Origin of the sequence: Limosilactobacillus caecicola (genome assembly GCF_943192935.1) — a bacterium.
GTDB lineage: Bacteria > Bacillota > Bacilli > Lactobacillales > Lactobacillaceae > Limosilactobacillus > Limosilactobacillus caecicola.
The window spans coordinates 75,974-97,638 of the sequence record NZ_CALPCI010000005.1 but is presented as its reverse complement, the minus strand read 5'-3'; the positions used below and the strand labels follow the sequence as shown (position 1 = coordinate 97,638).

Genomic DNA, 21,665 nt, shown 5'->3' with positions numbered 1-21,665 from the left:
GAAGGATATGTACCTTTAGGAGCAATTACTGCTGATCAATATAAAGAAATCACCGGTAAGGATTATGTAGCAGCTGCTTAGTTTATCTAAACACTCGCCTACGAAATACACAGTACATTATGTTAAAGCTCGGTTCACTACCGGGCTTTTTCTAATGGGCGGGTGATCAAGGGAGTGACTTCATGAAAAATAAAATCTATTGGATTATGCAACTATATGGGGTTTGGATAGTTGGATATGCTCTTCTACTATTAGCTGTTATTATTAATTTTCTCCGTTAGTGTATACTTAATACAAAAAAAGGCAGATACCAAATGGTATCCGCCAAATAAAAAAGAGCGCCTATTAAGCGCCCCAACCGGTTCAGCCTAAGGAGCTACCTTAGTACTATTTTGCACACCGGCATAATCTTACTGATACACGTATTATAACATAGAAAATTTATGTTACAATACGAAAGCACACTGAAAGGTAGCTCCTTTCAATGTAAGTGTGCGTTTGGAGGTGACTCCAATGCACCATTTGTGCATAGTTTTGCTGATCGTGCCTAATAAGCACGTAAAACAATTAATTAAATGGATCTTCAAAAACTGGTTTAACTAGTTAGCGAAGACAGTTTGGCGCCTAATCGCTTGGATGCGAGCAGGCGCTTTTATTATACACAATTTAAGGTGGTGATGAAACTATGCCTCATGGATTATTGGGTCTTGGCTGGGGAGAAGTCGTATCTCTAGGAACGCTAATCGTAGTGATTTTTAATCTTTTTCAAACCTGGACAAAAAATACTGCTCACGATTCCAACAGAAAGGACTTTGACGAATTGCGCCATGACCTAACCGATTTCAAAATTAACGTCAGTGAACTTTCGCAATTATTGAGACAGTTGAATAAAGATTTGTCTGGTCTAACTAAGCGTGTTGATAAACATGACGAGGCAATTGATCAAATCAATGTAGAAATTGCGAGGTTGAAAGAACGGGTGGGAGATGAACGTTATGAAAAATAGTATTCAGAAGAAATTTTTGAACGCAGATGGAACTATCAATAAAACGGTACTAGCTTCATTCATCACGCTTGTAATTGTGCTGGTACAACAAATCCTGGTGGCCTGTGGCTTCTCATATGGTCATTGGGACAGCGTAGCCGGTATTATTAACACAATCCTAACCATTCTGGGACTGTGTGGGTTTGTCGAAGGTAACGGTGAAGTTGAAACACCAGACAAGCTGAAGGGCGGTGGACCGAGTGAAACACAAACTAAATAAGCTGACGAAGGCACTGGCAATTGTATTTGCGAGTGTCTTTTTAATTGCGCCAATTACAACTAACGCCGTGACGTTATCTCAACAAGAAGTTACGACAGTTAAAGCCGCTAAGGGTGATCACGGGGTCGACTGGTCTAAGTATCAAGACATTAACGGGAAGTGGGGATATGCCAACGACAAATTCTCCATTAGCCAAGTTGGTGGTTACTACAATGGATCTTTTGTCGAACAATACACCTATCCAACTCAGGTTCGAAATACCATTGCAATGGGTAGGCGGGCGCACACCTATATCTATGCGCAATTCAGTGGCCGGTGGCAAGCGGACCAAATGCTGAATTACTACTTACCAAAGGTGCAAACACCGAAGGGTTCAATTGTGGCGCTGGATGTAGAAAGTGGTAGCCCAGATACGGATTCAGTGCTGTATGCGTTGAAACGGGTTCAAGATGCTGGCTACACCGCGGTGCTGTATGGTTATAAGAACTTCTTAACCAGTCACCTTGACTTGCATCAAATTGCCAGCCAATATCCGCTGTGGTTGGCCGAATATCCTAACTATGCGGTGACGCCAAATCCAAACTATAACTTTTTCCCGTCATTTGAAAATGTGGCAATTTTCCAATTTACTTCCACTTACATTGCCGGTGGATTGGACGGTAACATTGATTTAACCGGGATTACGGATAATGGTTATAAGAATGGCAATGCGCAAAAGCCCCAAACCAACACCCCGGCCATGAACGCTGGGAAGCAACTGCACCAAGACACACATAACTACACGGTACAGCGTGGCGACTCATGGTGGTCAATTGCTCACAAGTACGGTATGGATATGTACACGTTAGCAAGCCTGAACAACCAAACTATCAACAACGCGATCTATCCTGGTGAGGTCCTGCGGGTCGCTGACAAGGATGATTCCAAAAAGGTTGATAATAAGGTGAACCAACCAATTGCTCAGCCTAATACTGGTTCAAACACCTGGACTGATAATATGGGCGATACCTGGCATAAGGAAAATGGTACGTTCACTTCCACAACATGGTTACACCTCCGGTGGGGTGCTAAACCAAGTTCATCAGCGATTGCGTACTTGGGTCCGGGAGCGACGATCAAGTATGACGCTTGGTCCAACCACAATGGATTCATCTACGTGCGTCAACCACGCGCTAACGGCTATGGTTACATTGCCGTGCGGAATGCTTATAATCATGTGCCTTATGGTGCATTCAAATAAGGAAAATTAAACCCCAGTGGAGCAATGCTCTGCTGGGGCTTTTTTGATTTTAGAATGTGTGCCAAATGTGTGCCAACCTCCAAATTTCAACGAATTTTATGGAATTACCAAAACCCCACAAGTGCCGATTTAACAACATTTACGGGGTTTGAAGAATTATATAAAACTTATTAAAAATGCGCTCCCAGGGACTCGAACCCTGATAATGAGGACCGAAATCTCATGTGCTATCCAGTTACACTAAGAGCGCCAATTAATGTCTATTATAGGCTTGATCCTAGAAAATACAAATGACGGCAATGACGGTGGTGGTCAATTCTAAAATCAATGCCAGCCATGGAACCCCGAAGGTCAGGAGTTTGCGGCGAAAAATCATTTCCACCATGACCAACAAAACGATTAGTAAAATAATTTGCAAGAGGAACAGCCAATTGGCCATTGGTAATCCGTGAAGGAAAAATACAATTTTGGCAATTAACAGGATGAAGAGAAGGAGTCTGGTAATGACTAGCCAGGTACTGGTGCGCTTGTCAATGGCGGAATGCATGCCGCAAGCGACACTGATGATCAAGAATAGACCACAGACGATAGAAAGCAACAGATTGATCATAATAACTCCTCCAGATTAGAATACGTTTATTTTATCATTCTTTTGTCGACAATTCAGATAACTTGAAAAATTGGTCGAAAATGAGTAAAATATTGATCATTACTGATTTTAGGAATGATGGGGTGGATTGAATGACTTACTTTAAGATTGGTGACGTGGTTAAAGCCGAAAAGTTCGGTCAATTAGAGCACGATTTCACTGGAACGGTAGAAAAAGTTTACGATAATTCAATTATGATGTCGATCGATGATTTTGATCCTGCAGATAAAACCAGTGTCAACGAATTAAATAAACGGGCAGTCGTCCGGAAGTCCGCTGCTAAAATCCTTGAGGCGGTGCCACGGACGGACGAAGACCGTGAAGAAGCAGCCAAGGAAGAAAAGGAAGCCAAGGAAAAGGCTGCGAAGGCCAACAAGTCAACTCGGAAACGAAAAACGACAAAAAATTCAAAAAAGACTACTGACAAGTAGAAAAATATGTTATTATCAAATAGGTAGTTTTACCGATTTGATTTATGCGGGTATAGTTCAGTGGTAAAACACAACCTTCCCAAGGTTGAGTCGCGAGTTCGATTCTCGTTACCCGCTTACCACGGAGCACCGTCTGTTTATGATGATGCTTTTTTATTTAGTGTGGTGATGGTTCTTGAGGAGTATGGGCCAGCTTCCTGGTTAGCGAATCCGTGATGGTGCAAGACGGGTCAGGAGCCCCCAGAAGCGTGCGAGAACTAACAAGTAAATGACTTTTTAAGTGGAATTAACATTCAACTAGAGTGGTACCGCGGGAACTCTCGTCTCTAATGAACAGCAGTGTTCGTTAGGGGCGTTTTTTATTTGAAGGAGGATATTATGAACGAACGTGAACAAGTCATTCAAGCTTTACAACCAGCTTTACCAGATCTTTCAGCAGAAGAGATCGCTGCCAAGATTGAACGGCCCAAAGATGCCAATAACGGGGACTACGCCTTTCCAACCTTTTTCCTGGCTAAGACGCTGCACAAGGCACCGCAAATGATTGCTCAGGACTTGCTGGCTCAAATCAACCAGGATGGTTTTGAGAAGGTTATTGTGGCGGGACCATACATCAATTTCTTCTTGGACAAGCAGGTGGTCGGCGAGAATATCATTAAGACGATCCTTGCTGATCCGGATAATTACGGTTCTCAGGACTTGGGACACTTGGCCAACGTAGCCATTGACCTTTCCTCACCAAACATCGCCAAGCCAATGGGGATGGGCCACTTGCGTTCAACAGTGATCGGAAACGCGATTGCCAACATTTTGGCCAAAGTTGGGTTTAACCCAATTCGAATTAACCACCTTGGTGACTGGGGAACCCAATTTGGGAAGCTGATGGCGGCCTACGAAATGTGGGGCAATGAAGACGAGGTTAAAGCTGACCCAATCAATACCCTGCAAAAGTACTATGTCAAGATTAATACCGAAGCTGATATCCACCCAGAATACAATGATTTGGGACGGGAATGGTTTAAAAAGCTCGAAGATGGTGACGCGGAAGCTTACCGGTTATGGAAGTGGTTCCGGGCCGAATCTTTGAAGCGGTTTATGAAGATTTACCGGCTCCTGGATATCGATTTTGATTCATACAATGGTGAAGCCTTCTACAACGACAAGATGGGTGAAATTGACCAGTTGCTCCAGGATAAGCATCTGTTGAAGGAAAGCAAGGGGGCCCAGATTGTTGACCTCGATAAGTACAATCTCAATCCAGCCCTGATTAAGAAGTCGGACGGTTCCTCGCTTTACATTACCCGTGACTTGTCGGCAGCCCTTTTCCGGAAGCGGATGTACGGTTTTGCCCAAGCACTCTACGTGGTCGGGGCAGAACAACGCAACCACTTCGACCAATTAAAGGCGGTGCTGAGCGAAATGGACTTCACGTGGTCGAAACAAATTCACTACATTCCATTTGGGTTAATGAGCCTCAACGGCCAAAAGATGTCGACCCGGAAGGGGAACATTGTCCAATTGGAAGATGTCTTGAATGACTCGATCAAGTTGGCGCGGCAACAAATCGCGGAAAAGAATCCAACGTTGGCCAACGCTGACGAAGTCGCCCAACAGGTGGGTGTCGGTGCCGTAATCTTCCATGATTTGAAGAACGAACGGACAAACTCGATCGACTTCAAACTGTCCGAAGTGGTTAAATTCGAAGGGGAAACCGGTCCCTATGTCCAATACGCCCATGCCCGGGCAGAAAGTATTTTGCGGAAGGCTGGACAACCAACCTTTGCAGAAACTGATCAATTGGTTCTTTCCGGTGATGAAGCTTGGGGAATCATTACCCGCTTAGGACAATATGGCGAAGTTATTGAACGGGCAGCCAAGGAATATGACCCATCCTTAATTGGTAAATATGCCCTAGCATTAGCTAAGGACTTCAACCAGTACTATGCCCATACCCGGATTTTGGTCGATGATGATGAAAGGCACGCTCGCTTAGCCCTGGTTAAGGCAGTCAGCGAAGTATTGAAGTCCGCACTGGCACTACTGGGTGTCAAGGCACCAGATGAAATGTAATCACCCTGCAAGACAATTTAGCAAACCAAATCAGGCCCGAGAAGACTGTTTAATCAGCATTCCTGGGCCTTTTGCTATTATTATGGGGACTTTTCCTCAAGATGGATAAGAATTTGATAAACTAGCGTTCGGGGATCGGCTTTTAGAAAGGCAATGTGATAAAATTGTCTGGATTGTAATAGTTTGGAGGATCACATGAAACCGACACGACAAGGTAATAATGAATTCAAAGAACGATTGAAGGCCTGGGTGAAAGACCATTGGGCTCGTTTGCGGGCGTGGTGCCACCCTTATTGGGCCCGTTTTCGTGAATGGTTGCGGCGTTTTTGGCACCGTTATCAGCTTACCCGTTGGATCATTGTTGTTGTTCTGGCCCTGTTTTTAATCATGAGTACCTATTTAACCATCGTGGCGAAGACGGCCGGGGTCAGCAAGCTTGAGTCACGACTCCAGCAAAATACCATCATTTATGATCATAAGAATCAGCAGGCCGGGAGTCTTTATTCACAAAAGGGGACCTATGTCCAATTGAATAAAATTTCTTCAAACGTCCCGAATGCGGTTCTTTCGACAGAAGACCGCGGCTTCTATCACGAACATGGTTTTTCTATTCGGGGCCTTGGCCGCGCGGGCTTATTACTTATTAAAAACAAACTGTTGCGCCGGAATTACATTTCTGGTGGGGGGAGTACCCTGACCCAACAACTGGTCAAGAATGCCTTTTTGACCCAGCAACAAACCTTCTCACGAAAAGCCAAAGAAATTTTTATCTCAATTGAGGTCGAAAACCAGTATTCCAAGAAACAGATTTTGACCATGTATTTGAACAACGCGTACTTTGGTCACGGTGTCTGGGGCATTCAAGACGCTGCTAAGCGCTACTTCAACTGTAACGCGAGTGAACTGACGGTGCCGCAGGCGGCCACGTTAGCGGGAATGCTGACTTCCCCAGGGATTTATGACCCCGTTAACCACCCACAAGCCGCCAAGCAACGCCGGAACGTAGTTTTGCAATTAATGGTGGAAAATAAAAAGTTGAGTCAATCAGCGGCCAATCAGTACAAGAAGACCCCGCTGACCGTTTCCAATGGTTATAAGTATGAGGATACTTACAAGTACCCATATTACTTTGATGCGGTCATTAGTGAGGCCATTAGCCGTTATCACTTGTCCGAAAAAGAGGTCATGAATAACGGTTATAAGATCTATACGACCCTTGACCAGGGCCAACAAAAAGCCATGCAAAATGTCTACGATGACGACGATAACTTTCCATCCAGTACCGGAGCGACGGTTCAATCGGCTTCAATTGCCATGAACCCGAAAACCGGTGGGGTTACCGCCATTGTCGGTGGCCGTGGCACCCATGTTTTCCGGGGATATAACCGAGCAACTCAAATGTCCCGGCAACCTGGTTCAACAATGAAGCCGATTGCGGTGTATACACCGGCTCTGGAACACGGTTATTTCTATGATTCAAGTCTGCAGGATAAAAAGCAGTCGTACGGTAGTAATCACTACACACCGCGCAACTACAATAACCAGTACAGCGGCACTGTCCCAATGTACAAAGCGGTTTACGAAAGTCTGAATGCTCCAGCCGTGTGGTTGTTGAATAAGATCGGGGTAAACGCTGGTTACAGTATGGCACAAAAGTTTGGCATTCCAGTGACGAAGAGTGACAAGAACCTGGCACTGGCCCTCGGTGGGATGACGAAGGGGGTTTCACCCGCCCAAATGGCGCGTGCCTACTCCGTCTTTGCTTCCGGTGGGAGCCTGCCAACGACGCACTTTATCACCAAGATTGAGGATTCTTCTGGAAAAGTCATTAAGCGCGACCAAAAAATTAAGACGAAACGGATTATTTCTAAGAAGGTTGACAACGAAATGACGAGTATGCTGATCGGGGTCTTCAAGCACGGGACGGCCAAAACAGCGCGGCCGAGTGGCTATACCCTGGCGGGTAAAACCGGAACGACCGACACCGGGAAAGATGATAATAACGACCGTGACCAATGGATTATCGGTTACACACCGGATGTCGTGGTGGCCACTTGGGAAGGTTACGATAATGCTAAAAAGAATCAGTACCTTTCCAGCGTTGAAAGCACGGATATTAACTCACTGTTCAAAACCGAAATGAGTAGCCTCTTACCAAACACGAGTGGCACCAAGTTTACGGTCAAAGATGCCCAGGAAAAGGCACAAGCAAATACTAGCTCCAGCAGTAGTTGGACGGACCAGTTAACTGAGCAGGTTAAGCAGGGCGCCAATGAACTTGGCAACAAGGCAAGTCAATTATGGAGCGGAATTCGCTCAATGTTTTAAATTCCGGCCGAAAGCATGATACAATGTGAATAATGAAATTTTAGGAGGAAGATTCATGGTTAATATTTATGACACTGCCAATGATTTGGCAAAGCAAATGCGGGAAACCCAAGAATTCACTGCTTTGGAGACTGCCTTTAACGACATGATGGCTGATCAAGAGTCCTTTGATCTTTTTAAGAAGTTCCAAAAGGCCCAACGGGAAGCTCAACAAAAGCAAATGCAAGGTCAACAACTGAGTGAAGACGAAATCAAGAACGTGCAAAACCTGGCTAATGAAGTCAGCAAGAAAGACGTTGTGAAGAAGTTGATGGAAAAAGAGCAACAAATGGACAACATGATGCAACAATTAAACCAAACCATCACGGCGCCAATTCAAGAGCTCTACAAGAAGGCCATGGACTAATCGTTTTTAATCGTGGGGTGGTAATGAACCGAACTGGTTCAGTACCGCCTTTTTTCATTTGAGGTGCATGATGGCAGAAAAGCAAATTAATGATTTTCAAGAAGGCGACAATATTAGTATTTTCGCCTTAATTAAAGATGCGCAAGTGCGGTCGACCAAGAAGGGTGCCAATTATTTGGCAATGACCTTTAGTGATCAGTCGGGTGAATTGTCAGGTAATTTATGGGACGTTAGCGATGACCAGGTCCAAACTTTTCAACCTGGTTTGGTGGTCCATCTAACGGGACAACGGACGAGCTACCAGGGACGCCCGCAAGTCAATATTGACGAGGTGCGGCTGGCGACTAGTGAGGAACCAAACCAACCGGAACTGTATGTTGAGCAGGCACCAGAAAGCGAGGCGCAGATTAAAAACGACCTGCGTCCGTTTGTGATGGCCATTACGGAGCCAAAGTGGCGGTTGATCGTCAATAAATTGATTGCCAAGCACGGGGAAGCCTTCTTTACCTCCCCGGCTGCCAAAACCAACCACCACGCTTTTACCGGCGGTTTGGCCTACCACACCCTATCCATTTTGCGGTTAGCGAAGAGTGTGATTAGCCAGTATCCGGGTATTAATGCATCATTGCTATACGCGGGAGCGTTACTTCATGACCTAGGGAAGACGGTCGAATTATCCGGTGCTGTGGGAACTCAGTACACCACTAGTGGCAAATTATTGGGCCATATTCCATTGATTGACGGCGAAATTTGTGCCGTCTGTGAGGCCGAGGGCCTGGATTACGAGAGCGAAGAGGTCGTGCTGCTTCGTCATATGGTCTTATCCCACCACGGATTGTTAGAGTACGGTTCCCCGGTTCGCCCAGCCCTGCTTGAAGCAGAAATTCTCCACCACCTGGATGAATTGGACGCGTCCATTATGATGATGCAAACGGCGCTTGGTAAAACTGCGGCCGGCGAGTTCTCTGACCGCTTATTTGCCATGGACAATCAGGCCTTTTTTAAGCCAGCGGACATTACGAAGAAATAATGAAATTTTCATAAACGTTTTGTTAGATGGCGTGAATATTTTGCTGAGTATGTTATATTAGATTGGTGATTAATTTATTAAGGGATGTGAAATAATTTGAAATCAAAGAAATTATTAGCCATCATTGCGGGAGTTGCCGTCATGATGCCATTAGCTGCCTGTGGAAATAAGGCAGTCGCTACCACGAGTGGTGGTAAGATTACCCAAGCTGAATATTACAGCAGTATGAAGAGCACTTCCGAAGGGAAGGCTGTTTTGCAACAAATGATCTTGGACAAGGTTTTGCAAAAGCAATACGGTAGTCAAATCTCCAAGTCGGCAGTCAATAAGGAATACAACTCCTATAAGTCACAATACGGTTCTTCCTTCAGTGCCGTTTTGCAACAACAAGGGTTGACTGAAAAGTCCTTCAAACAACAAATTAAGTCCCGGTTATTACTTGAAGCTGCGGTTCGTCATTACTCCACGTTCTCGAACTCCGCAATCAACAAGCAGTGGAAGAAGTACCAACCAAAGGTGCAAACTGCTGAAATTTTGGTTGGTTCTAAAGAAGAAGCTCAATCCATCATTGATGAATTGAACAGTACCAGTGGCAATAAGCTCAAGAAGTTTAAGAAGTTAGCGAAGTCCAAGTCGACCGATACTTCCAACAAGAGTACCGGTGGGATTGTCCCAGCCTTCGATAACACGAGCAGCTCTGTGGACTCCGCATACAAGAAGGCTGCCTTTAAGCTGAAGACTGGTGAATACACGACTGAACCAGTTAAGACCGACAGCGGTTACCAAGTGATCTACATGATCAAGCACCCAGCTAAGGGTGCCAAGAGTGCCCACATTTCTGATTTGAAGACGCAAATCGTGGAAACTAACATGAATAACCAATCATTCATGGAAAAGGTGATCTCCAAGGTTCTGAAGAAGGGGAACGTTTCAATCAAGGATAAGGATCTCCAAAACATCCTTTCTCAATACTTGAACCCAAGTTCCAGCAGCAGTTCTACTAGCTCAACGAGTTCATCAAGCTCGTCCAGTTCTTCAAGTAGTGCTAGCTCCAGCAGTGACAGTTCTGCTTCATCCAGCAGCTCGAACTAATCCTGGATAGAAAAAATAGACCAGCGTTTCAAAAGCGCTGGTCTATTTTATTTGCTCATCTTAGTGAAAATCTTTTGGAGCCTTTCATAATGTGGCTGGTTAGCGTAGTTATACCGGATCCACCGGCGTTGCAAGGCATGGGTGACTTTGATGGTGTCGTGTTGTCGCTCTTGCAACTTTTGGAGATTTTGCTGTAATTCATGGCAGGCCGTACCGACTTGCTTGGCAGCTTGCCAGAGTTGTTTACTAGGCTTCATCTTAATCCTGCTCCAGTTGGTCAATGATGGATTTTTGGACGGCCTTGTACTTGGCTTCATCGTATTGCGCCGAATTGTCAGTAAAGTTAATACTGAAGGAATCCTTGGTTGAGTAACGGGGAATTAAATGAATGTGGGAATGGAAAACGGATTGATAAGCAACTTCACCGTTGTTATTTAAAATGTTCATCCCGACAATATTTGGATTAGAAGCCTTGATGGCCCGCGCAATCTTTGGTAAGCGGGAGAAGACCGCAGCCGCTAATTCGTCATCGTAGGCGAAAATGTCCTTGACGTGCTTTTTAGGCACCACGAGGGTGTGACCAGGGGTCCCTTGAGAAATGTCGAGGAACGCCTTGACCACGTCATCTTCGTATACCGTGTAACTCGGGATTTCACCATTAATAATTTTGCAAAATACACAATCAGTCATCCTGATCCCTCATTTCTTTTAAGATTGATGGTTTCAGTATAACTCATTTCAACGTGATTCGTATACCAAAATGGCCGGTATGCTATAATCGAACTTAAAAGATCAAAAGAACAAAGAAGGGGTGTCGCATGACATTAAAAGTTACTGATTTAGTCGGTGGTTATTCCCAAATTCCGGTTCTCCACAAGGTTAGTTTTACCGTGGAACCTGGTGAATTGGTCGGCTTAATCGGCCTGAACGGGGCTGGAAAATCGACGACTATTAACCACTTGATTGGCTTACTGCGACCATTTTCAGGTACGATTATCTTGAATGATCATGACCTGCAGAATGATCCCGTGGCGTATAAGCAACAAATTGCCTACGTTCCAGAAACGCCAATTTTATATGATGAATTGACCTTGCGTGAGCACATTGAGGTCACGATCAAAGCCTACCAACTGGACCACGATGCTGCTTGGCAACGGGCAACAGCCTTATTAAAAACTTTCCGGTTAGACAATAAACTAGATTGGTTTCCGGCAGACTTTTCTAAGGGAATGAAGCAAAAAGTCATGATTGTCTGTGCATTTATGACGGATGCCCAACTATTTATCGTCGATGAACCATTCTATGGGTTGGACCCGTTGGCGGTGCAAGACCTCTTGCAGTTAATCGAACAAAAGAAGCAGGCGGGCGCCAGCATTCTGATGTCGACCCACGTCCTCGATACGGCGGAAAAATATTGTGACCGTTTCGTCCTCTTAAATGATGGGCGCGTCAAATTTACCGGCACCCTCGATGAAATGCGCCAAGCAAACGATGATCCAAATGCTTCGTTAAATGAAATTTATCTGAATATTGCAGCGGGTGATCGCCATGAGTAAGTTGTTTCAACAACGGCGCCAAAAGCACTTCCTGGAATTGCTGAAGTACTGGCGGCTTGTTTTTAATGACCATTTTGTAATTGCCCTCTTCTTCTTGTTTGGGGCTTTAGCTTACGGGTACGCCCAATTATTACCGACGATTCCAGCGAATAATTGGCTTGTCAAATTGGTGCTGGTCGCCTGGATGGTGGTCTTTGCCCAACTGGGACGACTGGCAACCCTGGTGAAAAGGGCAGACCCGGTTTTCTTGCTCCCACAAACTTCACGAATGACACAATATTTCAGACGCGCTTATGGGTATAGTTGGATTTTGGCCAGCCTAATTTCACTAGTGGGGATCGTGATTGCCCTACCCCTTGCGATGGTGACCTACAAAATGACCACCTGGTCAATTATCGCGGTAGTCATGACTGCAGTACTGGTCAAAAGTAGTTGGTTGAACTTGGCCAACCTCCAATTAATGGTTACCCCTGCACATTTGCCGGGACTACAGTGGGCCAAATGGCTCCTTCCAGTTGTCGTCTGGTTGCTGACCTGGTTTACTAGTCCGCTAGTTGGCCTGATTGTTGCGATCCTGGGGGTAGTGGTGACGTGGGGCATCTTGTCCAGAGCACCCGCGATTTTCTGGCGGCGGGCAGTCCAGGTGGAAGAGGACCGGATGGCAAGTGTCTACCGGTTCTTCAACCTCTTTACGGACGTGCCTAACCTGCAGGGGCGGGTCAAACGCCGTCGGTATCTGCAACCACTCCTGTCCTGGATTGGGGAAAATTCGGCCTGGCGGTTGCTCTATGGCCGGGGCTTTGTCCGTAATCCGGAGCTCAGTGACTTGGTTGGTCGATTGACGGTTGTGCTGGCATTGATCTTAATCTTTGTGCCGGTGACCTGGCTGAATGCCGTCATCATGGCGTTGGCCCTGTATTTGATTGCGGCCCAACTAGTGTCCCTCTACGATTTATTTGCGAATAACGTCTTTTCATACGTTTATCCACTCACCAAACAGGACCAACTTCAAGATTTTCAAGTACTGGTGCAAAAGGTGATGCTAGTCGTAGGAATTGTCCTGGTCATCGCCTCGTTGGGGACCCACTTGAGTTGGCAACAAGTGCTGATCAATGCCGTGATTGCCATTGTTGAGATTCCAATCTTGACCCGGCGTTATTTACGCTACCGCATTCATAAAATTGATAGATAAGGAGAAAAGAGATGCGAGTAAAACACAAAAAGTGGGCGGAGCCACTGATGGCCGCCCATCCAGAAAAAATGGTGCTGGACCCCGCTACGGTAAAGGGCCATTGGCAAGACCGTTTTGAAAAGGAACAACCGATCCAATTAGAAGTCGGGATGGGGAAGGGACAATTTATTATTGGCATGGCTAAGAAGCACCCCGAGATTAACTTCATTGGCTTGGAAATTGAAAAAACGGTGGCGGCGATTGCCCTTAAAAAGGCCCTCCCAGAAGAATTACCAAACCTGCAATTCATTTGTGCGGATGGGGCCGAACTTACCGACTTTTTTATGGATCACCAAATTGATAAACTGTTTTTAAACTTTTCTGATCCCTGGCCCAAAAAGCGGCACACGAAACGGCGCTTGACTTACCACACTTTTTTAAGGGGGTACGAAAAAGTGGTTAGGCCGCAGGGAAGTTTAGAACTCAAGACCGATAATATGGGCTTTTTTGAATTCTCATTGATGAGTCTGAACAACTATGGGATGAAATTTGATGGGATCTGGCTAGACCTCCACCACAGTGACGAAAATGCCAATAACGTGGAAACGGAATACGAGCACAAGTTTAGTGAATTGGGGCAACCAATTTACAAGGTCAGTGCTCATTTTGATAATTAATTCAGAATACGGCAGCTGAGCAATTGCTCAGCTGTTTTTTTGTGAAATGAGATTAGTAATAATAAATTGGTCTAGTTTCCGATTTAGAAAATGTTAAGAAAATAATTTGTGAAATTTTTGATGGCGTTTTGCTAAACGGTTGCCAATCAATATACCACTGAAAGCATTGATAAACAACCGGTTGCTCAAAATGATGGTTGTTAATGGTTACCATTTTTGTTGCCGCTGGTTTTGTGAAAGAATCCCTTGACGGGGCCGGCTGGGAATGGCAAGATAGGGACCGTGGATTGATTAAAAATTAATTGGTATAGTTTTTAATTTGTGAAAGGAACAAAAGAATGGAACAACAGAATGCTATTAAAATTTATTCGGATGGCGCCGAAATTAACGCCATGCGGGAAATGGTTAAAAATGATTATTTGAGTGGCTTTACCACCAACCCGTCATTGATGAAGCGGGCCGGGGTCAAGGATTACCTACCATTTGCAAAACAAGTGGTGAGTGAATTTCCTGACTACTGTGTGTCATTTGAAGTCTTTGGTCAAACGCCGGAAGTCATGAAGAAGGAAGCTCAAATCCTTTCTTCATTGGGTGATCACGTTTATGTGAAGATTCCGATTATGAACTTGGAAGGTCAGTACAACACCGACTTAATTCATGAGCTTTCCGCTAGTGGCATTAAGGTCAACGTCACGGCGATCACCACGGACCTGCAAGTCCAAGCTGCTTTGGCAGCGCTGTGCCCAAGTACGCCTGCCTTTGTCTCACTGTTCGTTGGCCGGGTGGCTGACACCGGGGCCGATCCGATTGAATTTGTAAAAAATTCTGTTGCGATGGTCAGTGATTTTGATAATGTTGAAACCCTGTGGGCTTCCACACGGGAAGTTTACAACATTACTCAAGCGGCTCAATTAGGTGTAGACATCATCACGGTTCCACCGGTCATTTTGCAAAAGTACAATGAACGCCGGTCCTTCACCCCCGATGACGTGGCGTTGGATACCGTGCAAGGCTTTGACCGTGATATCAAGTCCCTTGGCTTTAGTATTTTAGATAATGCGGTGACCGCATAAGACTGCTTTTATAAGACTGCTTTTAAATGAAATAATTAGATTGTGAACGCAAAATCGCCACCCAGGCACAGCCCTGGATGGCGATTATTTTGTTATTGACGATCAAGTCGTTGAATTTTTAAAATCGATCCGGTGTAGGCATCCGCCAGGAACACATAATCGATCATCTGGTCATCTTCCCGCCGTTGGATTCCACCGCGGTAAACCATCGTTTTCGTGGCAAACCGTTGGTACGGGAAGGAATGGTGGTCAATCCAACTCCCTTCCACGGTACCTTCGTGTTTAAAATCAGCAATCACTTGCTGCAAAATTTGGTTCGCCGTTTGCTTCCGGTTGGTCAGCAGGTGGCCGGCTACCAAACCGAGAAGGCTGGAGAGCCCGAGGGTTGCGGAAATGATCCAGGGACGCGCAAAACTTTTACTATTATTCATTATGCATTTCTCTTTCTGTCGTGAATTTCAAATCAGTTGTATTCTAACAAGTGGGTGGACCGCCAGCAAGCATTCTTAACAAGTTCACCGAATGATTCGCCATTTGTGATTGAATATGGTAAAATTACTTACAAATAATAAGAAAAGAAGGTAGGGAGAATCATGGAAAAGTTACCAAAGATGACGCAAGATGAGTTGAACGCCAAAATTGCCCAGGGTCAATACGTGCTGTTCTTTACCGCCGATTGGTGCCCAGACTGCAATTTTATCAAGCCGGCAATGCCAGAAATTGAACAGGATTTCGCTGATTACACCTTCCTGTTAGTGGACCGTGATGAAAACATCGATTTAGCTGCTGACCTGGGGATTATGGGGATTCCAAGCTTTGTCGTGTACAAGGATGGTCAAGAAGTGGGTCGTTTTGTTAATAAAGACCGGAAAACAAAACAACAGGTCGAAGACTTTTTACAAAGTGTTGAATAGCGAGCTCGCGAGAAGCGTTAAAAGAAGGTTGAGCACAAACTCAGCCTTTTTTCTTTTGGCAAAATCCTCCCGGGAGGGCTGGCTTATGGTACAATCAAATTTGTGTAATCTTTAGAAAAAGTATAAATAAGAGGGATGATTTAAAAAATGCTAATCGCAAGTTACAATCCCCATGAAATGGGCGATGTATTAGTACTGATGGTGGCTGATGGTCACGGTGACCAAACTGAAAAGGTCCAAGACTCGGTAGTCCAAATCTTGGACGAAAAAAGTGGTCAATTACTGGGTTACAACCTGTTGAATGCCAGCCAAGTACTACCAGAATTAGCGGACGTCAACGGGAACGTTGAATTAACTGCCGACCAAGCAGCCAAGATCAACGACGTGATTACCAAGGCCGGGTTTGACCAAACCATTACCGCGAACACCAAGCCCCATTTCCAAGTCGGCTACGTGGAAAAGGTGGTGGAGCATCCAAAGTCTGATCACTTGCACATTGCGACGGTCGACTTTGGCAACGAAAAGCGGCAAATCGTCTGTGGCTCCGTCAACTTGCGGGAAAACATTAAGGTGGTTGCCGCAACCGTCGGTACGATGATGCCAAACGGCAAGTTGATCTGGCCAGGCAAATTGCTCGGGGTTGAAAGTGATGGCATGATCTGTACGCCACGGGAATTAGGCCTGAAGAATGCCCCTCACAAACCTGGTTGCCTCATCTTAGATGATGACTTTGCCGAAAACGGGGCCGCCTTCGACTTTGACCGTGGAAACCAACTCTTTGCCTAAAGGAAGGATCACAAGCATGGATAAGCAAAAAAGTTATTATTTTGTCGGAATTAAGGGTACTGGGATGGCTTCTTTAGCCCGGATTTTACACGATTTAGGCAATCAGGTTGCCGGTTCTGATATCCCCAAGGAAACCTTTACCCAAGGACCACTGGAAAAGGCGGGAATCCCAATTTACGACTTTGATCCGGCTAACCTGCAGGAGGGCATGATTGTGGTCAAAGGCAACGCCTTTAGCGATGACCAGCCAGAAATTGTCCGGGCCAAGGAAATGGGCCTGACGGTGCAGACCTATCCAGAAACGGTCGAACAGGTCATTGAACAACACACCTCAATCGGAATTGCCGGGGCTCACGGCAAGACCAGTACCACCGGTTTGTTGTCGCACGTGCTGTCGAATGTTGAACCCACCAGTTACTTGATCGGTGACGGGGTCGGCCATGGAGAACCAGACTCACGGTTCTTTGTCTTTGAAGCCGACGAATACCGTGATCACTTCTTGGCTTACCACCCAGACTACGCCATTATGACCAACATCGACTTTGATCATCCGGACTACTTCAAGGACATTAATGACGTCAAAGACTCCTTTGAAACCTACGGACGACAAGTGAAGAAGGGGATTTTTGTCTGGGGTGATGACCCAAACCTACGCCAATTAGATGTTGATGTCCCGGTGTACTATTACGGCACGAACCCGCAGGATGACTTCCGCGCGGAGAATATTCAACGGACGCCAGCTGGCTCGACCTATGATGCTTACTACCGTGACCAAAAGTTAGGCACCTTCACGATTCACTTGTATGGTGAACACAGTGTGCTTAATAGTTTGGCCGTGATTGCGGTGGCCTACATGGAACACGTCGACTTGGTTGCCATTCAAAAAGAATTAGCTAACTTCACTGGGGTTAAACGGCGCTTTAGTGAAAGTAAGCTTGGTGACATGACCGTCATTGACGACTATGCCCACCACCCATCGGAAATCAAGGCGACGATCGATGCGGCCCGGCAAAAGTACCCAGATAAAGAATTGGTCGTGGTCTTCCAACCACACACTTATTCCCGTCTACAAGCTTACCTGATCGAATTTGGGCAAACTCTGAGTAAGGCTGATAAAACTTACGTGACGCCAATTTTTGGGTCCATTCGGGAAAATGCTGGGCACGTTTCCAGTGCTGATTTGGAAAAATTAATTCCGGACAGTGAGGACATCGACATGGATTCGATGGACAAACTTTTGCAATTCCATAATGCTGTCGTTGTCTTCATGGGTGCCGGTGATATCGAGAAATACGAGGACCGGTACGCTGAATTATTAAAGTAATTGTTAAATTACTTGATTGCATGAGTGGGATTTGCTACCATTTCTCTTACGAATAGATAGTAAAATTGAGGAGGAATAATCGTGGATAATTTTTCACAACAACCACGCCAAGAAGTCAATACGGCGGGGTTAAATAGTTTCTTAACGCGAATGTATGGTTTGATGTCTTTAGCCGTGATTGTTTCCGCCTTCGTCGCTTACCTGACGATGGTGCCATTCCGGGCGGCAACGTTAGCGTTTGCGACCCAACACAGCGGCATGATTTGGTTGATCTTATTGTTACCAATCGCCCTGTCGATGGGAATTAGCTTCAGTGCCACACGGAATCCGGCCGGTAGCTTCATCATGCTGATGGTAATTTCCGTGATCTACGGCTTTGAGTTCTCACTGATCGCAATGGCCTACACGACGGCCAACATCGCTGCGGCCTTCCTGTCTTCGTCAGCGGTCTTCATTACGATGGCGATTTACGGAACGGTGACCAAGCGGGACTTAAGCCGGGCAGGGAGCCATGCACTAGCTGCTTTGGTGGCTTTGATCATCGCCAGCTTGATTAACATGTTCCTGCGGAGTGCGGCAATTACCTACATTTTCTCTTACATTGCCGTCATTATCTTTGTGGTTTTGACCGGTTGGGATGCCCAAAAGATGAAGAACATTTATATGAATTACGGATCTCAAACATCCGTTGGTGGGCTCGCCGTCTTAGGTGCCTTACAACTGTATCTGGACTTCATCAACTTATTCTTGTCACTTCTCCAAATTTTTGGCATGAGCGACCGCAACTAGTGAGCGGTTCATCACTGAGAGAGCGAAACGGAAGTTAGCAATTACTTCTGTTCCGCTCTTTTTTTGGTACAATGGTTGAAGAAAGAGAGCGAGGTTAAATCATGTCCAAAAAGCAATTGTTATTGATTGACGGTAATAGTATTGTCTTTCGTGCGTTTTACGCCATGCATACCCAATTAGACCGGTTTACTAACCAGGATGGGCTGCATACCGCGGCTATTTACGGCTTTAAGCTGATGTTGGACCACGTCTTAGACAAGTTTCACCCGGACGCCGCATTAGTTGCCTTTGATGCTGGCAAGACGACCTTCCGGACCAAGAAGTACGCTGACTACAAGGCTGGCCGGGCCAAAACTCCTGAAGAATTGACGGAACAGTTTCCATACGTCCGGAAACTGGTGGAGGCGGAAGGGCTCCACAGCTACGAGTTACCAGATTACGAAGCTGATGATATTATTGGGACCCTGGCGAAGGAAGCCGATGCCGCCGGTTACCAAACCTTGATCGTTTCTGGGGACCGGGACTTGACGCAGTTGGCGACTGTTAATACGACAGTGGCGGTCACCAAAAAAGGGGTGACCCAAACAGAGCACTTCACGCCGGAATACATGGAAGAAAAACTGGGGGTGACCCCAACTCAATTCATCGATGTCAAAGCTCTGATGGGGGATAGCTCTGATAACTATCCAGGAGTGACCAAAATTGGTGAAAAGACCGCGATCAATCTGATCAAGGAATACGGTTCTTTGGACGGTATTTACGACAATATCGACCAGATGAAGAAGAGCAAGCGCAAGGAAAACCTGATTAATGAGGAAGCCATTGCTCGGCAATGCCAGGACTTAGCACGTATTCGGCGGGATGCGCCAATCAAGATTGGGTTAGCAGACATTACCTACCAAGGACCGCAAGAGGACGAATTAGTGGCCTTGTTTGAAAAGTTGAACTTTAAGTCTTTCCTGGCCAAAATGAACGTTGCGCCGGGGGCGGATGACCAACATCAATCCCGGCCGGTTGACTATACGGAATTAACGGCGGCAAATGTTGATCAATTAGCTAGCATTAAGGACCAATTAACGCTTTACGTTGAAATGGCGGACCCCAATTACCATGTGGCTTCAATTGATGGCTTCGTGCTTGGGGCCAGTGGACAATGGTGGGTTAGTCGGGATGCCGAATTATTGACCCATCCTGTGGTGAAAAAGTTGCTCGAAGACCCCACGATTAAGAAGCAAACCTTTAATGCCAAAGCCCATGAAGTGGCCTTACACCGGCGCGGCATCGAATTTCAAGGGCTCGACTTTGACTTCCTCCTTGTTTCCTATCTCCTCAATACCAACGACAATAGCAATGATCTGGGTCAATTAGCCCATGAACACGATTACTATGATGTCGCGACCGATGAAGAGGTCTACGGTAAGGGGAAGAGCCGCCATATCCCGGATGATGATCAAGCATTCTTTACGCACCTAGCAAAAAAGGGCCGGGTCATTGCGGACTTGCAAGCACCACTGGTTAAGCAACTCAAGGAGAACGAACAATGGCCGCTGTATACGGACATTGAGCGGCCACTCTCCCACGTGCTCGCCAAGATGGAAATTGCCGGAGTCCACGTTGACGCCCAGACGTTAAAGAATATGGGGAGCAAGCTGAAGGAACGCTTGGCAGAATTAGAACAGGCGATTTATGAAGAGGCTGGCGAAGAATTTAATATCAATTCCACCAAGCAACTTGGCACGATTCTGTTTGAAAAGCTCAAGTTACCGGTGATCAAAAAGACCAAGACAGGTTATTCAACGTCGGTTGAAGTCTTAGAAAAACTGCAGGGTCGTGCACCGATCGTTGATAATATCCTGATCTACCGGCAAATTTCGAAACTCCAGTCAACTTATATCACCGGCCTGTTGAAAGTTATCCATTCTGCAGACCAAAAAATTCACACCCGTTACCTTCAGACCCTGACGCAAACGGGTCGTTTGTCCTCTGTTGACCCGAACCTGCAAAATATTCCGGTTCGGATCGAAGAAGGGCGCAAGATTCGGCGGGCATTCAAACCGAGCCAACCAGGATGGCGGATTTTCTCCAGTGACTATTCACAAATCGAATTGCGGGTGTTGGCCCACGTTACTGGTGACAAGGCTCTCCAACAGGACTTTATTGATGGCAAGGATATTCACGAGAGTACCGCCCGTCGGATTTTCCACCTCTTACCCGATGAAGAGGTGATGCCGAACATGCGGCGCCAAGCCAAGGCGGTCAACTTCGGGATTGTCTATGGAATCAGTGACTATGGGCTGTCACAAAATATCCATGTCACCAGGAAACAGGCCCACGAATTTATCCAAAGCTACTTCCAAGAATTCCCAGGGGTTAAGGAATACGTCGACCAGATTGTCAAAACGGCCAAGAAACAGGGCTATGTCGAAACCATCACCCACCGTCGGCGGTACTTACCAGACATTAATGCTAAAAACTTTAGTCGCCGGTCCTTTGCGGAACGGACGGCGATGAACACTCCAATCCAAGGGAGTGCCGCTGATATCATTAAAATTGCAATGATCAATATGAATCAGCAGTTGCAGGATGCTGGTTTGCAAGCACGGATGTTGCTTCAGATTCACGACGAATTGATTTTCGAAGCACCGCAAGAGGAAATTCCACAATTAAAGAAATTAGTCCCTCAAGTGATGGACTCGGCGGTCAAACTTGACGTGCCACTGAAGGTAGAAAGCAAGGTTGGTGACACCTGGTACGATTTGAAGTAATAATCAATAAAACACGATTCTGTATGTTGTAGGATCGTGTTTTGCTTTTTCTACGAGTTAGATTATAATTATTCTAAAGAAACGAGAAGGAGTGGTTGA

At 45.9% G+C, this 21,665-nt stretch carries 23 protein-coding genes and 2 tRNA genes; 20 read left to right on the top strand and 5 right to left on the bottom strand.

Features of this window, described 5'->3' with window-relative positions; translation table 11 throughout:
* The 4 genes from NFR43_RS07680 to NFR43_RS07665 form a co-directional block, all read left to right on the top strand.
* Positions 1–81 (top strand): XkdX family protein (locus NFR43_RS07680; RefSeq protein ID WP_275087111.1); only part of this gene is annotated, 81 nt, incomplete at its 5' end.
* A 604-nt stretch (positions 82–685) separates the two neighbouring features.
* Positions 686–1,006, top strand: a complete 321-nt coding sequence (locus NFR43_RS07675; RefSeq protein WP_251548050.1) for a hypothetical protein — start codon at positions 686–688, stop codon at positions 1,004–1,006.
* Positions 996–1,265, top strand: coding sequence for a hypothetical protein (locus NFR43_RS07670; protein WP_251548048.1), 270 nt, complete (start codon positions 996–998; stop codon positions 1,263–1,265). The genes NFR43_RS07675 and NFR43_RS07670 overlap by 11 nt, the downstream gene beginning before the upstream one ends.
* Before the next feature lie 43 nt (positions 1,266–1,308).
* Entirely contained in the window at positions 1,309–2,505 is a 1,197-nt protein-coding gene (locus NFR43_RS07665) for a LysM peptidoglycan-binding domain-containing protein (protein ID WP_251548058.1), read from the top strand.
* 177 nt (positions 2,506–2,682) lie between these two features.
* Here the strand turns inward: NFR43_RS07665 and NFR43_RS07660 are convergent.
* Positions 2,683–2,755: transfer RNA gene (locus tag NFR43_RS07660), tRNA-Arg, on the bottom strand.
* 27 nt (positions 2,756–2,782) lie between these two features.
* Positions 2,783–3,115, bottom strand: a complete 333-nt coding sequence (locus NFR43_RS07655) for a hypothetical protein (protein WP_251548047.1) — start codon at positions 3,113–3,115, stop codon at positions 2,783–2,785.
* 131 nt (positions 3,116–3,246) lie between these two features.
* Between NFR43_RS07655 and NFR43_RS07650 the strand changes: the two genes are divergently transcribed.
* The 7 genes from NFR43_RS07650 to NFR43_RS07620 all read left to right on the top strand — a co-directional run bounded on the left by NFR43_RS07650 (position 3,247) and on the right by NFR43_RS07620 (position 10,511).
* Positions 3,247–3,585 (top strand): hypothetical protein, encoded by a 339-nt coding sequence (locus NFR43_RS07650; protein ID WP_251548045.1) that lies wholly within the window; start codon positions 3,247–3,249, stop codon positions 3,583–3,585.
* Between the two features lie 46 nt (positions 3,586–3,631).
* Positions 3,632–3,702, top strand: a tRNA-Gly gene (locus NFR43_RS07645).
* A gap of 261 nt (positions 3,703–3,963) precedes the next feature.
* On the top strand, positions 3,964–5,655 hold the full coding sequence (gene argS, locus NFR43_RS07640; RefSeq protein WP_251548043.1) for an arginine--tRNA ligase: 1,692 nt from the start codon (positions 3,964–3,966) through the stop codon (positions 5,653–5,655).
* Between the two features lie 195 nt (positions 5,656–5,850).
* A complete protein-coding gene (locus NFR43_RS07635) occupies positions 5,851–7,983 on the top strand; it encodes a PBP1A family penicillin-binding protein (protein WP_251548041.1) in 2,133 nt (710 codons plus the stop codon).
* Positions 7,984–8,038: 55 nt separating this feature from the next.
* Complete coding sequence (locus NFR43_RS07630) at positions 8,039–8,389, top strand: YlbF family regulator (protein ID WP_251548039.1); 351 nt, start codon at positions 8,039–8,041, stop codon at positions 8,387–8,389.
* Between the two features lie 70 nt (positions 8,390–8,459).
* Entirely contained in the window at positions 8,460–9,419 is a 960-nt protein-coding gene (locus NFR43_RS07625) for a 3'-5' exoribonuclease YhaM family protein (RefSeq protein ID WP_251548037.1), read from the top strand.
* A 96-nt stretch (positions 9,420–9,515) separates the two neighbouring features.
* Complete coding sequence (locus NFR43_RS07620) at positions 9,516–10,511, top strand: peptidylprolyl isomerase (protein ID WP_251548035.1); 996 nt, start codon at positions 9,516–9,518, stop codon at positions 10,509–10,511.
* Between the two features lie 47 nt (positions 10,512–10,558).
* Here NFR43_RS07620 and NFR43_RS07615 read toward each other — a convergent pair whose 3' ends face one another.
* Positions 10,559–10,768 carry a hypothetical protein gene (locus tag NFR43_RS07615; RefSeq protein WP_251548033.1) on the bottom strand — a complete coding sequence of 70 codons (210 nt, stop codon included), beginning with the start codon at positions 10,766–10,768 and terminating at the stop codon, positions 10,559–10,561.
* Between the two features lies 1 nt (position 10,769).
* The gene (locus NFR43_RS07610) at positions 10,770–11,201 is read right to left on the bottom strand and encodes an HIT family protein (protein ID WP_251548031.1); all 432 of its coding nucleotides are present in this window, start codon (positions 11,199–11,201) and stop codon (positions 10,770–10,772) included.
* Positions 11,202–11,329: 128 nt separating this feature from the next.
* Here NFR43_RS07610 and NFR43_RS07605 point away from each other — a divergent pair, with 128 nt between their 5' ends.
* The 4 genes from NFR43_RS07605 to NFR43_RS07590 all read left to right on the top strand — a co-directional run bounded on the left by NFR43_RS07605 (position 11,330) and on the right by NFR43_RS07590 (position 14,988).
* Positions 11,330–12,067 carry an ABC transporter ATP-binding protein gene (locus NFR43_RS07605; protein WP_251548029.1) on the top strand — a complete coding sequence of 246 codons (738 nt, stop codon included), beginning with the start codon at positions 11,330–11,332 and terminating at the stop codon, positions 12,065–12,067.
* Entirely contained in the window at positions 12,060–13,259 is a 1,200-nt protein-coding gene (locus NFR43_RS07600) for an ABC transporter permease (RefSeq protein WP_251548027.1), read from the top strand. Before NFR43_RS07605 ends, NFR43_RS07600 begins: the two co-directional genes overlap by 8 nt.
* A gap of 11 nt (positions 13,260–13,270) precedes the next feature.
* Positions 13,271–13,915, top strand: coding sequence for a tRNA (guanosine(46)-N7)-methyltransferase TrmB (gene trmB, locus NFR43_RS07595; protein WP_251548025.1), 645 nt, complete (start codon positions 13,271–13,273; stop codon positions 13,913–13,915).
* Positions 13,916–14,253: 338 nt separating this feature from the next.
* Positions 14,254–14,988, top strand: coding sequence for a transaldolase family protein (locus NFR43_RS07590; protein ID WP_251548023.1), 735 nt, complete (start codon positions 14,254–14,256; stop codon positions 14,986–14,988).
* A 92-nt stretch (positions 14,989–15,080) separates the two neighbouring features.
* Here the strand turns inward: NFR43_RS07590 and NFR43_RS07585 are convergent, their stop codons facing one another.
* Positions 15,081–15,419: a hypothetical protein gene (locus NFR43_RS07585; protein WP_251548021.1), complete on the bottom strand. Its 339-nt coding sequence runs from the start codon at positions 15,417–15,419 to the stop codon at positions 15,081–15,083.
* 162 nt (positions 15,420–15,581) lie between these two features.
* On the opposite strand from NFR43_RS07585, the gene NFR43_RS07580 reads away from it, so the two are divergent.
* The 5 genes from NFR43_RS07580 (at position 15,582) to polA (ending at position 21,566) form a co-directional block, all read left to right on the top strand.
* Positions 15,582–15,902 carry a thioredoxin family protein gene (locus NFR43_RS07580; protein ID WP_251548019.1) on the top strand — a complete coding sequence of 107 codons (321 nt, stop codon included), beginning with the start codon at positions 15,582–15,584 and terminating at the stop codon, positions 15,900–15,902.
* A 147-nt stretch (positions 15,903–16,049) separates the two neighbouring features.
* Entirely contained in the window at positions 16,050–16,688 is a 639-nt protein-coding gene (gene ytpR, locus NFR43_RS07575; protein WP_251548017.1) for a YtpR family tRNA-binding protein, read from the top strand.
* 16 nt (positions 16,689–16,704) lie between these two features.
* Positions 16,705–18,012, top strand: a complete 1,308-nt coding sequence (murC, locus tag NFR43_RS07570; RefSeq protein ID WP_251548015.1) for a UDP-N-acetylmuramate--L-alanine ligase — start codon at positions 16,705–16,707, stop codon at positions 18,010–18,012.
* Between the two features lie 81 nt (positions 18,013–18,093).
* Complete coding sequence (locus NFR43_RS07565; protein ID WP_251548013.1) at positions 18,094–18,801, top strand: Bax inhibitor-1/YccA family protein; 708 nt, start codon at positions 18,094–18,096, stop codon at positions 18,799–18,801.
* Between the two features lie 101 nt (positions 18,802–18,902).
* On the top strand, positions 18,903–21,566 hold the full coding sequence (gene polA / locus NFR43_RS07560; protein WP_251548011.1) for a DNA polymerase I: 2,664 nt from the start codon (positions 18,903–18,905) through the stop codon (positions 21,564–21,566).
* Positions 21,567–21,665 lie beyond the last annotated feature (99 nt).

What these genes read in the sequence shown, in the direction of transcription:
- NFR43_RS07675 (WP_251548050.1), top strand. Translation starts at nt 686, where the DNA reads ATGCCTCATGGATTATTGGGTCTTGGCTGGGGAGAAGTCGTATCTCTA.
- NFR43_RS07670 (WP_251548048.1), top strand. Translation starts at nt 996, where the DNA reads ATGAAAAATAGTATTCAGAAGAAATTTTTGAACGCAGATGGAACTATC.
- NFR43_RS07655 (WP_251548047.1), bottom strand. Translation starts at nt 3,115, where the DNA reads ATGATCAATCTGTTGCTTTCTATCGTCTGTGGTCTATTCTTGATCATC.
- NFR43_RS07650 (WP_251548045.1), top strand. Translation starts at nt 3,247, where the DNA reads ATGACTTACTTTAAGATTGGTGACGTGGTTAAAGCCGAAAAGTTCGGT.
- argS (WP_251548043.1), top strand. Translation starts at nt 3,964, where the DNA reads ATGAACGAACGTGAACAAGTCATTCAAGCTTTACAACCAGCTTTACCA.
- NFR43_RS07635 (WP_251548041.1), top strand. Translation starts at nt 5,851, where the DNA reads ATGAAACCGACACGACAAGGTAATAATGAATTCAAAGAACGATTGAAG.
- NFR43_RS07630 (WP_251548039.1), top strand. Translation starts at nt 8,039, where the DNA reads ATGGTTAATATTTATGACACTGCCAATGATTTGGCAAAGCAAATGCGG.
- NFR43_RS07625 (WP_251548037.1), top strand. Translation starts at nt 8,460, where the DNA reads ATGGCAGAAAAGCAAATTAATGATTTTCAAGAAGGCGACAATATTAGT.
- NFR43_RS07615 (WP_251548033.1), bottom strand. Translation starts at nt 10,768, where the DNA reads ATGAAGCCTAGTAAACAACTCTGGCAAGCTGCCAAGCAAGTCGGTACG.
- NFR43_RS07610 (WP_251548031.1), bottom strand. Translation starts at nt 11,201, where the DNA reads ATGACTGATTGTGTATTTTGCAAAATTATTAATGGTGAAATCCCGAGT.
- NFR43_RS07605 (WP_251548029.1), top strand. Translation starts at nt 11,330, where the DNA reads ATGACATTAAAAGTTACTGATTTAGTCGGTGGTTATTCCCAAATTCCG.
- NFR43_RS07600 (WP_251548027.1), top strand. Translation starts at nt 12,060, where the DNA reads ATGAGTAAGTTGTTTCAACAACGGCGCCAAAAGCACTTCCTGGAATTG.
- trmB (WP_251548025.1), top strand. Translation starts at nt 13,271, where the DNA reads ATGCGAGTAAAACACAAAAAGTGGGCGGAGCCACTGATGGCCGCCCAT.
- NFR43_RS07590 (WP_251548023.1), top strand. Translation starts at nt 14,254, where the DNA reads ATGGAACAACAGAATGCTATTAAAATTTATTCGGATGGCGCCGAAATT.
- NFR43_RS07585 (WP_251548021.1), bottom strand. Translation starts at nt 15,419, where the DNA reads ATGAATAATAGTAAAAGTTTTGCGCGTCCCTGGATCATTTCCGCAACC.
- NFR43_RS07580 (WP_251548019.1), top strand. Translation starts at nt 15,582, where the DNA reads ATGGAAAAGTTACCAAAGATGACGCAAGATGAGTTGAACGCCAAAATT.
- ytpR (WP_251548017.1), top strand. Translation starts at nt 16,050, where the DNA reads ATGCTAATCGCAAGTTACAATCCCCATGAAATGGGCGATGTATTAGTA.
- murC (WP_251548015.1), top strand. Translation starts at nt 16,705, where the DNA reads ATGGATAAGCAAAAAAGTTATTATTTTGTCGGAATTAAGGGTACTGGG.
- polA (WP_251548011.1), top strand. Translation starts at nt 18,903, where the DNA reads ATGTCCAAAAAGCAATTGTTATTGATTGACGGTAATAGTATTGTCTTT.